General features: G+C 63.6%; 14 protein-coding genes and 2 tRNA genes. 15 read left to right on the forward strand and 1 reads right to left on the reverse strand.

What is annotated here, in order from left to right; genetic code table 11:
• Positions 1-18 precede the first annotated feature (18 nt).
• The 13 genes from Q0602_RS18055 to Q0602_RS18115 all read left to right on the forward strand — a co-directional run bounded on the left by Q0602_RS18055 (position 19) and on the right by Q0602_RS18115 (position 11,453).
• Positions 19-990 (forward strand): phosphatase PAP2 family protein, encoded by a 972-nt coding sequence (locus Q0602_RS18055; RefSeq protein ID WP_298846232.1) that lies wholly within the window; start codon positions 19-21, stop codon positions 988-990.
• A 16-nt stretch (positions 991-1,006) separates the two neighbouring features.
• On the forward strand, positions 1,007-1,849 hold the full coding sequence (locus tag Q0602_RS18060; protein WP_298846235.1) for a hypothetical protein: 843 nt from the start codon (positions 1,007-1,009) through the stop codon (positions 1,847-1,849).
• Between the two features lie 3 nt (positions 1,850-1,852).
• Positions 1,853-2,467, forward strand: coding sequence for a hypothetical protein (locus Q0602_RS18065; protein WP_298846238.1), 615 nt, complete (start codon positions 1,853-1,855; stop codon positions 2,465-2,467).
• A 61-nt stretch (positions 2,468-2,528) separates the two neighbouring features.
• Positions 2,529-3,089 carry a disulfide bond formation protein B gene (locus Q0602_RS18070; protein WP_298846241.1) on the forward strand — a complete coding sequence of 187 codons (561 nt, stop codon included), beginning with the start codon at positions 2,529-2,531 and terminating at the stop codon, positions 3,087-3,089.
• A gap of 38 nt (positions 3,090-3,127) precedes the next feature.
• On the forward strand, positions 3,128-4,513 hold the full coding sequence (locus Q0602_RS18075) for a class I tRNA ligase family protein (RefSeq protein WP_298846273.1): 1,386 nt from the start codon (positions 3,128-3,130) through the stop codon (positions 4,511-4,513).
• A 220-nt stretch (positions 4,514-4,733) separates the two neighbouring features.
• Positions 4,734-5,375, forward strand: coding sequence for a hypothetical protein (locus Q0602_RS18080; protein WP_298846244.1), 642 nt, complete (start codon positions 4,734-4,736; stop codon positions 5,373-5,375).
• 187 nt (positions 5,376-5,562) lie between these two features.
• Positions 5,563-5,638, forward strand: a tRNA-Thr gene (locus Q0602_RS18085).
• A gap of 1 nt (position 5,639) precedes the next feature.
• A tRNA-Thr gene (locus tag Q0602_RS18090) sits at positions 5,640-5,714 on the forward strand.
• Between the two features lie 152 nt (positions 5,715-5,866).
• Positions 5,867-8,419: a class I tRNA ligase family protein gene (locus Q0602_RS18095; protein WP_298846249.1), complete on the forward strand. Its 2,553-nt coding sequence runs from the start codon at positions 5,867-5,869 to the stop codon at positions 8,417-8,419.
• 33 nt (positions 8,420-8,452) lie between these two features.
• The gene (locus Q0602_RS18100) at positions 8,453-8,614 is read left to right on the forward strand and encodes a hypothetical protein (RefSeq protein ID WP_298846252.1); all 162 of its coding nucleotides are present in this window, start codon (positions 8,453-8,455) and stop codon (positions 8,612-8,614) included.
• Positions 8,614-9,294 carry a hypothetical protein gene (locus Q0602_RS18105; protein WP_298846256.1) on the forward strand — a complete coding sequence of 227 codons (681 nt, stop codon included), beginning with the start codon at positions 8,614-8,616 and terminating at the stop codon, positions 9,292-9,294. Before Q0602_RS18100 ends, Q0602_RS18105 begins: the two co-directional genes overlap by 1 nt.
• Positions 9,295-9,335: 41 nt before the next feature.
• Positions 9,336-9,749 (forward strand): lysozyme inhibitor LprI family protein, encoded by a 414-nt coding sequence (locus tag Q0602_RS18110; protein WP_298846259.1) that lies wholly within the window; start codon positions 9,336-9,338, stop codon positions 9,747-9,749.
• Positions 9,750-9,953: 204 nt separating this feature from the next.
• The gene (locus tag Q0602_RS18115; RefSeq protein WP_298846262.1) at positions 9,954-11,453 is read left to right on the forward strand and encodes a type IV secretory system conjugative DNA transfer family protein; all 1,500 of its coding nucleotides are present in this window, start codon (positions 9,954-9,956) and stop codon (positions 11,451-11,453) included.
• A gap of 69 nt (positions 11,454-11,522) precedes the next feature.
• Here the strand turns inward: Q0602_RS18115 and Q0602_RS18120 are convergent, their stop codons facing one another.
• Entirely contained in the window at positions 11,523-12,581 is a 1,059-nt protein-coding gene (locus Q0602_RS18120) for a hypothetical protein (protein ID WP_298846264.1), read from the reverse strand.
• Between the two features lie 399 nt (positions 12,582-12,980).
• Between Q0602_RS18120 and Q0602_RS18125 the strand changes: the two genes are divergently transcribed.
• Positions 12,981-13,214: a hypothetical protein gene (locus Q0602_RS18125; RefSeq protein ID WP_298846267.1), complete on the forward strand. Its 234-nt coding sequence runs from the start codon at positions 12,981-12,983 to the stop codon at positions 13,212-13,214.
• A 27-nt stretch (positions 13,215-13,241) separates the two neighbouring features.
• Positions 13,242-15,308 carry a hypothetical protein gene (locus Q0602_RS18130; protein ID WP_298846270.1) on the forward strand — a complete coding sequence of 689 codons (2,067 nt, stop codon included), beginning with the start codon at positions 13,242-13,244 and terminating at the stop codon, positions 15,306-15,308.
• Positions 15,309-15,365 lie beyond the last annotated feature (57 nt).

The following is a 15,365-nucleotide window of genomic DNA, read 5'->3' on the forward strand; positions in this document are numbered from 1 at the left end:
ACAGAGAGGGGAAAAGGGATGATGGAACGCATCTCCCGACTGCTCGAGGGTGAGCGGCACATACTGGCCTGCATCCTCGTCCTCATGATGACGAACCTCATGGCATTCGTCATCTTCGAGCGCGGATACGACGCGACCTGGACCGTCGTGACCCTGCAGACCTGTCTCATGATCTGGGTCTTCGGCCTCTGCATGCGCATGGCCTTCCCCGGCGTGAAGGGGCTCTACGTCTTCGAGTCGTTCGCCCTGACGACGACGGTGGGCATCCAGGCAGCGCTGGCGACCGCCACCATCGCTCCGATGGGGCCGCACTATGCCGACGAGACCCTGGCGAGACTCGACTCTCTGATGGTGCCCTTCGTATCCTGGCCCGACGCCGTCGGTTGGCTGGTCGAGCGGCCAGACCTCTTCAGGGCCGCGAACTACGTCTACACCAGCGTCAACTGGCAGGGTCCTCTCCTGCTGATCATCCTCGCCCTCACCGGCAAGGCACGGCTGATGCGGGTGCTGACCCTGTGCGGCGGCATATCGTCTCTCATCGGCCTCGCCGTCTTCGCCATCATGCCCGCCAGAGGAGCCTACATCCATCACGGCTTCACCAGGGAGGATCTGCCCGATCTCATGGTCGGTCTGCCCTTCGAGTTCCCGATCATGCTCGAGCACCTCAGGAACGGCACGATGGACATGCTGTCCGATCAGTCCATCTCCGGTCTCATCAGCTTTCCCAGCTTCCACGCCGCAGGCGCAACCATGCTCGCGCTCGGGTGGGTCAGGCTCCCATGGATCGGGCCGCCGATGATCCTGCTGAACGCAGGAGTGGCCTTATCCGCCATCCCGATCGGCAGCCACTACTTCTCGGACATCGCTGCGGGAATCCTCCTCGGCCTCGTCTCCTTCTCGTGCGCCGACAGACTACTCGGCACACGTCATGCCGCACCCAACCACGAATCCACGGGCACGATACTCGAGCCTGCTCTCAATCAGAACTGAGAAAGGTCAATCCGAAATGCAGGGAATCATCGAACAACTGCGCGACACAGAGACCCCGAGCGACGAACTCGACATCCTGGTGTGGCTCACGGTCGGAGAGCTCCTCGGCGTCCCCCAGACGGACTCGAACCAACGCATCCTCATCGCCGACCGGGACCGTCGTCACTTCGTGCCGTCGGCCACATGGAACGGCCGCGATCTCCAGGCTGCGCTCGACTGGTGCAGGGAGCACAACCGGGACGAGATCGCACGGGTGGCACACGACTGGGGAGTCCCCAGGTTCACGGCATCCCTCGATGCAGCGCGCATGCTTCTCGGACCCGATCGCATCATCACCGGGATGAGCGAGGATGACCGGAGTGCATACGCAGAGGTATCGAACCGCGTGAACGGCAGCGAGAGCGAGGCCGTCGCCAGGCTGCTTCCCTGTGCGCTGTGCGCCGCCGCACTCGATGAGGATCCGGAAGAGGACAGCGAGGATGCAGGCTCCATCATGGGCGTCGCACGGACGCTCGGTCTCGAGGACGGGTTCCCGGTCATCATCCTCGGGATCCTGGCCGTTCTGATCATCCTCGCGTATTCGATCAGTCTGATGGTCGGGGGAGAGGGCCCCGGACGGGACGAATACCAGAGCGCACAAGGCGTCTGCACCGACGAATCGGGTGACGAATACAAGGTCACACGCGTCCTTCTGGAAGGGGACACTCCGCTGGCCTACTCCTTCTTCCGCAACGGTACCGAGGTGACGATCAAGTCCCCGGAGGCTCCGTTCGAAGGGGAAAAGGGCTCGATCGAACAGACCGTGGCCTATCAGGCCTTCCACCTCTATGACTGCGAACTGACCATGGGGGGTCGATAGGCGATGCCCGAACTCTTCTCCGAGGTGCGAGTGGGCGCGTTCGCCCGCCGTCTCGTCACCGGCCACATCGATCACGGCTTCGCCACCATGTCGACGGGATCGGCGAAGCACAGGGCCGAGCGTCTCCTGATCTCGGAGCTTCCCGATCTCCTGGGACAGGCATCGGCCACGCTGGACCTGAAGCCATGGAAGGTGAAGCAGGGCATCCTGACGGGGAGGAAGATACCCTACCTGCAGGTGAACCGGCACACCGTCGAGGATCCGCGCGAGACGCTCCACGGGGTCTACCGGGCCGGCGAGGGGATCCATCTTTCGTGCGAGGGGCTCATCATCGACAGCGACTCCCTTCCCCTCACGCTCTACACGGCTCTCCAAGCCAAGCTCGAGCATCTCCTCGAGAAGGGCACGTTCGAGACAGATTCCCGTCCAAGGCTCTCCACCCTGATCGACCTCTCGATACCCGGCTACGATCCCGTGGTGACATCCTACGAGACGAAATACATCATGGGGGGCGAGCAGATGGACCTGCGGACCGACCAGCCGACCACCCCCTGGCCCGAATTCAAGCGGGAGATCGGGGCATCGATCGAGGGACGCGAAGGCCGAGCCTTCGACTGAGAGGTTCCGGTCGGCGCTTCGCCGTCCTATAAGCGGGCGCATGCACAGACGAATGCAACCCGTGCCGCTCGCCGGAGCGATAGCCTTCCTCGTCCCTCTCGGCGCCCTCATGGGAGCCTACGGATCACAGCACCTCATGGGCCTGGCACCCTGCCACCTGTGCCTGGAACAGCGATGGCCGCACTTCGCCGCGCTGGCGGCCGCGATGCTCTCGCTGTTCTTCGGCACCGGGAGCCGCATCCGTCGCATCCTCATCGCGGTCGCGGCAGGAGGCATATTCACGTCGGGCGGCATCGCCGTCTTCCATGCCGGGGTCGAGGCGGGACTGTGGGAATACACATCGCCCTGCACCTCGACGATGACCACCGGGGGAAACGCCCTCGAGGCGATCATGGCCGCGCCCATCATCCGCTGTGACGAGGTCGCATTCAGGCTGCTCGGCATCAGCATGGCGGGCTGGAACGCCATCATATCGATATTTTCGGCTATCGCGATCACCGCGTTGCTGGCAAAGGGTTTCCGTCCCGATGGTCGGGATGGAAAAGACGCACCGGAAGGTGCCATCAAGAAGGAGGATAACGAAATGACCACGTTGGAAGTCAGCGAGGGCACCAGGGACTGAACCTGGCCAAGCGATTCGACATCACGTCGGAGCGCGACATCTATGCGAAGTGGGAGGAGGCCGGAGCCTTCGAGCCGAGCGGCAGCGGCCAGCCCTACTTCATTCCCATGCCGCCCCCCAACATCACCGGCAAGCTGCACATGGGTCACGCCATGTTCGCGACGCTCCAGGACATCCTCATCCGGCACCATCGGATGAAGGGATGCGATACCCTGTGGCTCCCGGGATGCGATCACGCCGGTCTCGCCACCCAGGCCAAGCTCGACGAGGCCATGAGATCGGAGGGTCTCGACCCCGAAGGACCCGAGTTCGATGCCTATGCCGCACGCTACCGGGAGGAGCTCGAAGGGACCATACAGGACCAGCTGAGACGGACCGGTGCCTCGTGCGACTGGAGCAGGGAGCGCTTCACTCTCGACCCCGCCTACACGAGGGCCATAGACGAGGCATACCGCATCTGCCGCGAGAAAGGCATGACCTACGAGGAGGGGGCCGATCTCTATCTCGACATGTCGGGGCTCGCAGCGAGGCTCCTCGGAGAGATCGACGACGGCAACCTCAGGATAGAACCGGCACATGCCACGAAGACGCTGCGGCACTTCCTCGAGAACATCGAGCCCTGGTGCATCAGCCGCCAGATCCGCTGGGGTCACCCCATTCCGGGAAGAACCGACACCTTCGACACCTGGTTCTCCTCCGCCCTGTGGCCCTTCGCCACGCTGGGATGGCCGGAGAGGACAGACGACCTGGAGCGCTACTTCCCGGCGGCCCTCATCGAGACTGCGGACGACATCCTGTTCTTCTGGTGCGCACGCATGCTCATGATGGGCCTGCTCATCATGGACGAGCTGCCGTTTCGGACGATCTATCTGCACGGGATCATCCGTGACGGTGAAGGTCGCAAGATGTCGAAGTCCCTCGGTAACGGCATCGATCCGCTCGAGATCATCGAGAAGTACGGATGCGACGGAATGCGCTTCGCCCTCGCAGAGGGTGCCACTCCGGGTCAGGACATGGCACTGCAGGACGATAAGCTCCAGGCCGGCAGGGCCACGGCTCAGAAGCTCTGGAGCATCGCCCGCTTCACGCTTCCGCGAGCGGAACCGGGCCCGATAACCCATGAGGACGACATCGCGATCATGGAGACGATCGAGGAGGCGCGTCGGAGGATCGCCGAGGACATCGAGGGCCTTTCGATACATAGTGCCGCACGTCGTCTGCGGGAGCTGCTCTTCGAGGACATCTCCTCCGGCTGGATCGGCGAGAATCACGCACGGATCCACGAAGGGTGCCCATCGGGACGTGCCACGTGTCACGCGCTGACCGAGGCGATGCTGAAGATATCGCATCCCTTCATGCCCTACTGCACCGAGGACATCCATTCCCGATGGAGTGGCGGCATGCTGATCACGAAGCGATACTGAACCCGCGGTCCCGGTCCGGCTCTTCGGGCCGGGACCCGCTTGGCACATCGGCGAGACCGTCCTACAACCGGGGAAGGTCGATCGCCGGCCTTCCGCCCGCAATGGCGAACCCTCACGGGAGCGAAGAGAGAACACGATCCACGACCATTCCATCCAGCCGGATGCGGTCGCCAGCGGGCAGCGATACGATCCTCCGGCGAAGACGAAGGAATGCGAAAGAATGGACATCATCGAACAGCACCGAAAGACGGCCCGCAGGCTCTCCAAGGAGAACGGGACCTCGCACCAGTCCGAGCTCAACACCATCGCGGCCAGGAACGGGCACGCGAACTGGGGAGCGTATCTCGCATCCCTGAAGGCCGACCGGAACGGAACAGGCGGCGGCGAACTCACCGATCTTCCCGCCACCCGGCGCGAGATGGAGAAGTGGGCGAAGGATATCTCCCACCGGATCATCCCCCTGCATCCGATGCTCCAGGAGAACGACTACGAGAAGCGCGAGCACGGGAGTCTGACGGGTCTCATCCTCGTCGAGGTGTCACGGGCCCGTGAGGAAGGCCGGGTGCCCAGCATCGAATCGCTGCGCGGCTGGCTCACACGCAGCCTCGAGGAGGCGGACGCACGTGATGCGGAGGACCGCCTCAAGGCCGCCGAGGAGCAGCGCTTCCACATCGGCGATGCGCACAAGGCCTTCTTCAGCGATCTCGCCAAAAAGGTGAACGCATCGCAGCCCTACGGCAGGGCCTACGCGGAGATGACCCGAATGGCCTCCATGGCGCCGAGCGAGCGCTTTCAGGTCCTCATGGAGATCATCCCCGCGTTGTCGGACCATATCGACGACGAGATCGAGAAGGCCGCCTGACGACAGGAGGACGGAGGATTCCGATTCTCCGTCCTCCATCCGGAAGGGCCATTGACGCGGACGCGAATCATCTGCAAAGAGACGCCCATGTTCTCGTATCGAACCACGACAACGATTATACGCACCTCGCGCTGAGCGCGGGGCGGACACTTGCGCGCACCGATACGACGCGCTCCCCCACCACATCGCCGGATTAGCTCAGCTGGTAGAGCAGCGGTTTTGTAAACCGAAGGTCGCGGGTTCGATCCCTGCATCCGGCACCAGGCCGTCGTAGCTCAGTGGTAGAGCGCATCCTTGGTAAGGATGAGGCCGGGAGTTCGATCCTCCCCGACGGCACCATTCCAGATCACAAGAACGTCCCTCATGAAGGGAAGGAAAAGACGCGCCCATCGGCGTGCAATCAAGGAGGATAACGAAATGACCACATCGGAAATTACCAGCAGGGGCTGAACCCCAAGGACACCCTGTTCCTTCCCCGGACCTCGGTGCCCATGCGTCCCGATTCTCCCACGCAGGATCCGCTACCCTACCGACCGGGACCCGACGGCCCTGTGTTCGTGCTCCATGACGGTCCACCCTACGCCAACGGCAAGCTCCACATGGGGCATGCGCTCAACAAGCTGCTGAAGGACATGGTCCTGCGCGATCGCCGGAGGCAAGGGTGCCACGCACCGCTCCTCGCCAACTGGGATTGCCACGGCCTTCCCCTCGAGCAGCGCTTCGCAGGTAAGCGCGATCGCTTCGCGACCACCACCTCCTACCTCGCCGTAGTCGAGAAGGAGGCCCAAAAGTGGGCCGGGGTCCAGTCCGATGCGACTCTCGCACTGGGTGTCGCCTACGATCCCGATCAGTCCTCTCTGAGCTGCGACCCGGAACGCCAGGCTCTCGTCATGGGCGAATTCCATCGCATGGCCATGAAGGGCCTGGTCTCGCGGCGTTCCGTCCCCTCCAGCTGGTCTCCGGTGGACGGGACCGTCCTCGCCGGAGCCGAGACCGTCGAGGTGGAAACGGAGACCCGGGTCGCCACGGTGCTCTTCCCCCTGCAGGACGAACTGGATGGGGAAGAGGCCCATCTCGCGGTATGGACGACCACCCCGTGGTCCCTGCCCGGAAATGCGGGCGTCGCCTACAATCCCGATCTCCCATACTGGCTGCAACGTCACGGGAACCGGCTGGTCGTCGCACTGGAAGGCGTCTTCCTCGACGATTCCGTCCGGCTCGTGAGGCGCCTCTCACTGGACGAAATGGCATCCATGCAGCCGCTCCATCCTCTCCATGATGAAGGATATCCGCGCGGCGTCACCATGCCGAGGCTCATGCCGGCCTCCTTCGTCACCGCCGCCAAGGGCACCGGACTGGTCCATGTCGGGCCGGCCCATGCCCCCGAGGACCATGCCCTGTGGCGCTCCCTCCATGGCGATGTAGCCTTCCCCGATGTCGTCGGTGCCGATGGCCGCTATCTTCCCGACCTCCCTCTCTTCGGCGGCATGACCGTGGTCGACGGCGACGATCTGGGCGAAGCCAACGGTGCGGTCCTCTCGCAGCTCTCGTGGCGCGACATGCTGCTGGAATCCCACGCCATGACGCTCACCCTCGAGGCGAGCTGGCGTTCGGGAGGACTCCTGGTCAAGCGTCCCACCACCCAGTGGTTCGTCGACATGTCGGGCGCGAGATCGAGAGCCGTTGCCGCGGTCGAGAGCGGCGAGGTCCGGATGGTGCCAGAGCGTTCGAGAGCGCGATTCCTCGCGATGCTACGGACCCGGCCCGACTGGCTGGTCAGTCGTCAGCGCGAATGGGGCGTCCCACTCGGGCTCTACGTCGATCGGGACACGGGCGAACCCTTCCTCGATCAGCGGTTGCTGAAGGCTGTGCAGGACGCCGTCCGCCGTGACGGCCTTCGGGGATGGTGGGACGCGGATCCCGCCGACCACTTCGCCGCGGCAGGGCTCGCGGATCACGATCGATACGAGAAGGTCAACGACGTCCTCGACGTGTGGTTCGATTCCGCATGCGTGCAGGACTACGGACAGGGGCCGGCCGACCTCGTCGTCGAGGGCACTGACCAGCATCGAGGGTGGTATTCGTCCTCGTTGCTGAAGGCGGCCGCCCTCGGAGATCCACTCCCCTTCAGGACCGTCCTCACACACGGGTTCGTCGTAGACGGCGACAGGCGCAAGATGTCCAAGTCGAACGGCAACGGCACGACTCCCGATGAGGTCCTCAGGAAGCACAGCCGAGACGTGCTGCGCCTCTGGGTGGCCCATGTCGACGTCACCGAGGACGTGCCCTTCTCCGAAAGGGTTCTCGACGAGGCCACGCAGGCACGCAAGGCCATGCGCAACACCATGCGCTACCTGACCGGTGTCCTGCGCGACTGGACCGATGACGATGCCTCCGCGTCTCCACGGGACGGAATGGATCTCCTGCTCCTAGCCGAGGTCGATCGCCTCGTATCCGACTGCGATGCCGCGCTCGAGGAATACGACATGCGGCGCAGGATGGAGCTGGTCCGGGACTTCCTCGACCGGCGCCTCTCGGGACTCCACCTCGATGCCAGGAAGGACAGGCTCTACTGCGACGAAGCCACCCCGACATGGCACGGAACCCGCGCCGCCCTCATGCGGACCTATTCCGCGCTCCTCGATCTGCTCGGTCCGTTATGCCCGGATCTCGTGGCCGAGATGGCAGTGGCCTGTCCGGTGGAAACGTTCGTCGTCACGGAGGCCGATCCAGCATGGCTGGCGCATACGGGCCCGCTCGAGGACCTCTCCCTCTCGGTCGGACGCATGGCCACGGATACGGGGCTCAAGCTCAAGGATGCAGTGCTGCTGCTTTCCGAAGGCGACCCGCTGGTCGAAGCCTTCGGAAAGGAGGGTCTGGCTCGCCTGCTCAAGGTCGACCGGGTCCGTCTCTCCACGGGTGAGGCCCGTCTAATGCAGGCGGAAGGGCACGAATGCCCGAGATGCCGCCTGCATGCGTCAGCAGGACCCGATGAATGGTGCGACCGCTGTGAAGAGCATCGTCACCCGACGAACGCAGCATGAAAAAACGATAAGGATGGAAGAAGGAAAAACAACATGGACGAAGCAGTGAAGGCGATCGCCCGGGAGACCCTCGGTATCGACACGCTCGAGACGCGCAACAGTGATCGTCTGGACTTCCACGAACTGCCCGTGTGGAAGATCCGCGAGGCCCTCGAGATCGCATTCCGCGCCGGCCAGGAAGAGCCTTCCTCCTAATGAGGAGATACGCGGGCGATCTCATCATCAGCCATGGCGACGTCGATGACGACGAACCCGTTGAGGACAAGGACTTCTCCTACGCCCTCCTGAGAAATGCCCATCCCGGGTGGAAGGGCGAGCCGGGGTGGAAGGGGCACCCCTTCGAAGATGCGGAGGACACTCCCTGGCATCCTGCGCTCGCAGCGATCCTCTCCTCGATCGGCATCGATCCCGGCGCCGTGCAGGAAGCCGCACTCGATCGGATCGACACCTTCTCGGTGAAGTTCCTCGTCCGACGGGATCGCCACGGCGTTCCCGTGGAGAGTCCGGACGGTCTCAGGCTGCCCGAGAATCATCCGGCCATCACCGGGGACAACACTCCCATGATATTCAACGATCCCCGCACGATCTGCTCGGTGATGTTCTGGGACGTCGGCCAGGCGAACGTCATCATGCTCCCACCGGACGGACACCTGCTCTTCCAGTTCAACGATCCGAACGACGAGCCTCCGATCACCTGTGCCCTGCCGCGCATACCGGATACGAGGGCACTCCACCTGACGGAACTCATCGAGGCCGCCATGGAAGGCGCGCCGCTTCTGCGCGACCTCATCGACGTCGGCGATCACGACATCGGAAGCATCCCGATCCGGCGGATCAGACAGATCGGCAATACGACCGTCATCGAGATGGATTGAACGAACACTCCCTCGACACCTTCCCACAACGGAGACCACCCATGCTTCGCATCGCATTCTGCCTGCCACTGATGATCACCGCATTCCTCATCGCTTCTCCTGCAGCGGCACAGCACATGAACGATCCGACCGGCCCCTGCCGGGACACCGGTTCGACCGTCGAGACGGTCGCATGCCTGTCTCTCGCCTACGAGAAGGCGGTCAAGGAGCTCGATGCCGTGCAATCCCGGACCCTGGAACACACCGATGAAATCACACGCACGAGGCTGCGCAAGGCCCATCGGGCCTGGCTGATCTACCGGGAAGCCGCCTGCACTGCGGAGGCTGCTCCTTATCTAGGGCGGACGGGAGAGACCCCGGCGCGCCTCGCATGTCTGGAGGCCGCGACACGCGAGCGGGCCGCCTTCCTGCTGGCCGGCCTAGGATGGAGGGTCGGGAAGTCGATCGCGGACTGAACTCCGGGACGAGACGCGATTCAGGCTTGACCGTCGGCGGATCATCCTGCAAATCATGGACACAGGCAACCTAACGCCTTCCGCCCGCAACGGAGAATCCCGAAAGGGAGAGGAGACTCCAGACCATCGAACCACCCTTCCCTTCGGAAGAGCGGTCGCCAGCGGGCAGCGAACGCCATTCTTCCGGACGCGAAGGACGTTACGATGACCATCAAGCAGTACAAGAAGCTCGCCCGTGCAGCGGCACGGAGCAACGGCACCTCATACCAGTCCGAACTCGATGCGATCGCCGACGGGCGGGGCTACCGCAGCTGGGGAGACCTCCAGAAATCTCTCCGCGCTTTGCCGCTCCCGAATGCCAGGGCCTACGAGGTCGACCATGTCGCCGACCTGCTCGATGCCCTGAGCACCTGCATGCTCAGGGGCTGGCATCTCGTCGTCAACAGGGACGGTGACCACCAGGCCGAGCAGGACCTCATCGAGGATCTCAAGACCTACGTCGCCACGCTCACAGGAGGAGAGACCGGCAGGGTCCGCTGGTGCGGCAGACTCGCCGATGTCGATCTCGACCATGCGAAGGACCAGTATCTCACCTGGGTCGCGACGTCCCGGGGGGCGAACCGTCTGATCGCCCACGGCAACCACATGGTCCCGGATGCCATGGTGGAGCTGTCCCACTCAAACGCCGTCGCCAAGCTCAGCGAGCGCAACCTCATCGAGATGACGACCGATCTCAGCATGGCCATCGGCCGCGAAGCGAACGGGCTCCCCATGAGGACCGACACGCTCGGCAGGACAACGATCACCAGGGTGCCTGCGCGGAACAGCCATCTCATGCCGGCGCGGACCTTCATCGACCTCTTCCTCCCAGAGGCGCCCGACACGGAGGAGGATCGCGCTCTGTTGGAGGACGTGATCAACGGATACATGGCAGAACCGGCCGGTGCCGAAGTCCGTGAATACGTCGAGGACTACGAGTTCCGCGGAGACGGCTTCGATCTCAGGCCCGACGACAGGCAGCGCGAGATGATGAGACGGGCGATCACGGAGTGGCTCCGCATGGGGCCCGCCGCCTCGGCGCCGGTCGTCAAACCCACCTTCCTGATGGACGAGACCCGGTATCTCAGGGGACCGCACATGCCCTACGAGACGGCATACCACCTCAGGGACGCATGGCACCTGCCGAAGGCATCGTGCCCGCCCGAGCTGAAGGGACTGAGATTCGTTCCTGCATGGAACCCGCTCTCCAAGGAACGCATCCCGCATGCATCTCCTTCCGAGAGGGAGCGGGTCCGTCGCGAATACCTCCGGCAGATCTGCCTTGTCCTGCTCAGCGAGGGCAAGGACTACTTCGAGGACAATGCGAGGAAGGCCCTCTACGGTCTCATCCTCATGCACATGGACGAAGCGCATCGGGAAGGCCACGAGCCGAGCATGCCCGGTGTCATGGACATGCTGAACGACATCTTCGAATCCGTTCGGACCCGGCGGGACAACGGACACGACGACGAGGCCGACCTCGTCAAGGAGGAGTTCGAGTCCCGGATCCTCTCCATGGAGGACCGGAACCATGCCGACGAGGCCCAATCCGCGCTAGCGACCGTCCTGGCGGCCCCCGCAAACGAGAGGTCCGGCATCATCGGGACCATCGACAAGTCCCTTCTGGCGTTCCGCAACCCGGTCATCCGGGCCCGGACCATGTGACACACGAAGAGAGGGGCGGGATCGTGTGACCCCGCCCCTCTCATTGACGTCCGAACTAAAATCCGATCCTCAGCGGCCCAGACCCTGCGCCACCTGCTGCATCATCGAGGGCTCCATGCTGCGCTTGGGCGCCGGCGTCGGCCTCTCCACGACGGGAGCCGAGCGGGCGCTCTCCTGCAGCTGGGTGACGGCGGCCGGGATCGGCCGGTCGAGCGTCGACCGGGTCATCGAGAGCATCTCGGCCTGCTTCTCCGGGGACTCGTTGGCGCGCGCCCCCTTCTCGTAGTTCGGGACGATCCGCATCATGTTGTCCGGTTCGCGATCCTTCTCGAGCCGATCGAACTCGGGACGCATCGCCATGTCCACGGCGTGGCGCGGACCGGTCATCCCGGAACGGACAGCGGCATATTCGGTCGAGAGACCCTCACGGAGCCATTCGCGCTTCTTCTGCGGGTCCTGCGGGATCTCCTGGTCATGATAGCGGGAGATCGGTGCCATACGGGCCGAGATCTGCTTGTCGTCCATCTCCATCTCGCGGGCCTGACGCGCGACGTCCGCCTCGTGCTTCTCCCCGTAGGCGAACATCTTGCTAGTCCTCCAGGAGACACGCTCGAGATCGGTATGGAGGGCGTGTTCCACGCGCTGCCCCGGCTCCCAGGACCTCGCGGTCTCGAGTACCGCACGGGCACGGGCATGGGGAGCGACTTCACGCGGGAGAGATGCAGGCCTACCTGGCATCTCCTCTCCAGGGACGTTGCGGAACCCCTTGCCCTGCATGATGAACTCCTCGGTGTAGTCCTTCATCGAAAGGGCGATCGCGCTCCAGCGGGCTTCGCGATCCCTCGGCAGGGTCGTCGTCCCCATCGCCTGATAGATGCCCGGGACCTGACGGACGACATCGCGATCGGACATCGACATGGCCTGATCAGCGACCCTGCATGCGAGGATCTCGGCCGGGTTCCTGCTCTTCGACATCATGTGCCGGAGATGATCCCCGGGAAACTCCGCATTGCGGGCCCTCCTGCTGTCACCGGACGCGAAGGAGACGAACCTGTCCATCATCGAAGGACGACCCGTCTCCTGACGATCCCTGAACTCCTCGACGCGCTTCTCATGGACCTCTTTCATCTTCTGCGCCGTCTCGGGACCAACGAGAATACGATCGAGTCGCTTGGAAAATGACCGGTCTTCAGGTCCAGAATAAGCACGATCCAACGGCTTACGATAGGAGCGGTCATCGGGGCCAGAATGCGACCGGTCATCGGGACCGGAATAGAGACGATCATCAGGACCATTGTATCTCTGGTCATCCGGACCCGTAAAAGGCTTATCCAGGTTGCTCTTGAGATTCCGGAACAGTTCACCCGCCCGCTTGCGGATGGTCTGTGCGAGTTCCTCGTTCTTGCGTTCCTCTTCGATCTCCGACTGACTCGCCATGATATTCCTCATCCTGAAAATACCACGCAATGATACATCCTATTCGCAGGATGAGAAGAAGAATCGATTCCATCCGACAAGGAGAGATCCGTGACCGCACCTAAGCCCCTGCACTACGCCACCATCAGCTACCGCACGCCCGCCCGACGCCGCGTCCTTTTCAGCGGTGTCATCGCCTCGAGGACGATCGAAGGATGTCGTGAGAAATTGTGCGAGAGACTGCGCAACGAGGAGAGATACGGTCGGCGCAGGATCGGAGAGATCCTCGATGACTTCAGCGCGCTGTCGCTCGGCTCACAGATCTCTAAGAGGCGCTTGGCCTGAGGCCGTGATCCATCCTAAGAACACCATATGACATCCCAGACCAACAAGGGCGACGTCCAGCACTACCGGCGCCTGCCATCCGGTCCCACCAGGACGACCATGGCGCTGACCCTCGCTGCAGAGCGATACCTCGCCGCGGTGAGCATACTGCGCAACGGACATGCGGCCCTCGGAGAGACGATCGCGGACGATCCCCTGTCAGGAGACAGGACAAGCCTTTCCATGCCAACAGGGAATCTGCGCGAGGTCCTCACCGAACGGGCCCGGGACCATCTGGCCAACCCCCTATGGACGAGCACGGGTCCAGGAACGGCGGACTGCGAACTCGAACTGCTCTCCGACATATCCGAACAGCTGCACGTCCAGACGATCCACAATGTCGAGATCCTCTCACGCAAGAGGACGAAGGCCCCGGGGAGGGCTCTCGCCAGCGTGTCCCCCGCCATACCCCTCGAGAAGCCGAAGGAGACACGCGGTGCAGCACCGCTACTGCCTCCCCATCTCCTGAGGAGGGACCGGGACCCTTACGAGATCGACCTTCTCGTCCACGGGCTCCTGGGATACTACGAGGTAGACATCGAGCATCTGCGGCGAGAACTCGATCGCCATTCCGGCCGGACGATGATCGAGCTCTCCTCTCCCGCCGCACGCTCCAACCATGCCCTGCCCCTCGATTGCCTCGGACCGTCCTTCCCTCCCGCCATCTTCCGGCTGCGTGGGCGCAGCCTCGAGACGAGGCGACTGGTCCTCGACGGCAAGGACGATGAGGGCGCACCCGTCCATTGGCACTGGAGCCCACCGGCCCATGCGGAGCGCGGACCGACCATCGAGGCCAATGCCATGCTGCCCCGCCTCGATCTCTACCGCAGCGCCAGGCGATCGGTCTCCTCCATACTGTCGGATAACAGGATCCATCCTTCCCTGCGCGTCGCGGGTGCTCGCCGCGAGACCGGTCCGGGGGCCTACAACCGCGTCATCGTCGAGATCCATCCGCGCAGTGTCCCCCTCATGCAGGAGAGCGACATCCCCGAACAGCGGACCATGCCGGCCACGACGCCCATGCGGATGCCGCTCTGGCTCGAACCGGACGGACACTCCACCGCGGAGGAGAGCGAAAGACTCCTAGGCATGATAATCGCACGACGGGATCGCTATCGCTTCAAGGTGACCGCACACGCCAACCACATCGATCTCGATCTCGCGCTCATCGCGAGCCGCGCTCCTCCCACGCATGAGCAGGAGGCCCACATGGAGCATGTCCAGTATCGCTTCGTGCAGGAGGACTTCCGGAGCGACGCCGTACTCTCGGAAGCCATCGACAGGGTCTATCGCAATCACGAACAGCATGTCACCGCCCGGCGGAAGGACGAGGAGACACGGCAGCGGAAGCAGGCTGAACGTGAGGAAAAGGCCCGACAGAGGCAGATGCTGAAGTTCCAGAGATACGACGAGGAACGACGCCGCATCAAGCGCGAGCACGACAACAAGATGGCACTCGTGCACAACATCATGACGGTCTCGCCGCCCGTGACATGGGACGAGAAGCACCTGGCTCTCGGCTACGTGCGAAACGGCCTGCAGGGTTCCGACCTGCCTTCCGACTGGGACAGATGGATCAGACCGAAAGACGCACTGACCTACGCTCTGGCCCCACGCTATTCTCCGCTCATCCCGCTGCTGGCCCTGCGCGACCATCCCGGAGACAGGCCCGAATTGCGGATCGTTAGGCGGCGCGATGTCGCCCGTCTGGAATTCTTCCGGCATGGAGACATCGCCTACGAGGAGGACGGCTTCATCCATCGTGGAAGCAAGCAGTTCATGCTCAGTCAGATCACGATCACAGGACGGACAGCAGAGACCATCCTCGACACCGAGGCACTGGTCGGCCGGGGCGGTGACCGTCTTCTCGCGGACTACGATCTCGGCATCGGCGTCCGCGCGGTCCGCGCGAGGAGGAAGAGGGATACCGTCATCGTCGCGCTCCAGATCCAGATCTGCCGCAGGACCTTCACCCGATACAACAACGTCACGGAGAAGTGGGCGCAGAACCTGCGGGAATACGAACGGAGCAATGCGCACGGCGCGGGATTCTGATCCTGGTGGAGCCGAGGGGGATCGAACCCCTGACCTCCTGCATGCCATGCAGGCGCT

Origin of the sequence: uncultured Salinicola sp. (genome assembly GCF_937921195.1) — a bacterium.
Lineage (GTDB): Bacteria > Pseudomonadota > Gammaproteobacteria > Pseudomonadales > Halomonadaceae > Salinicola.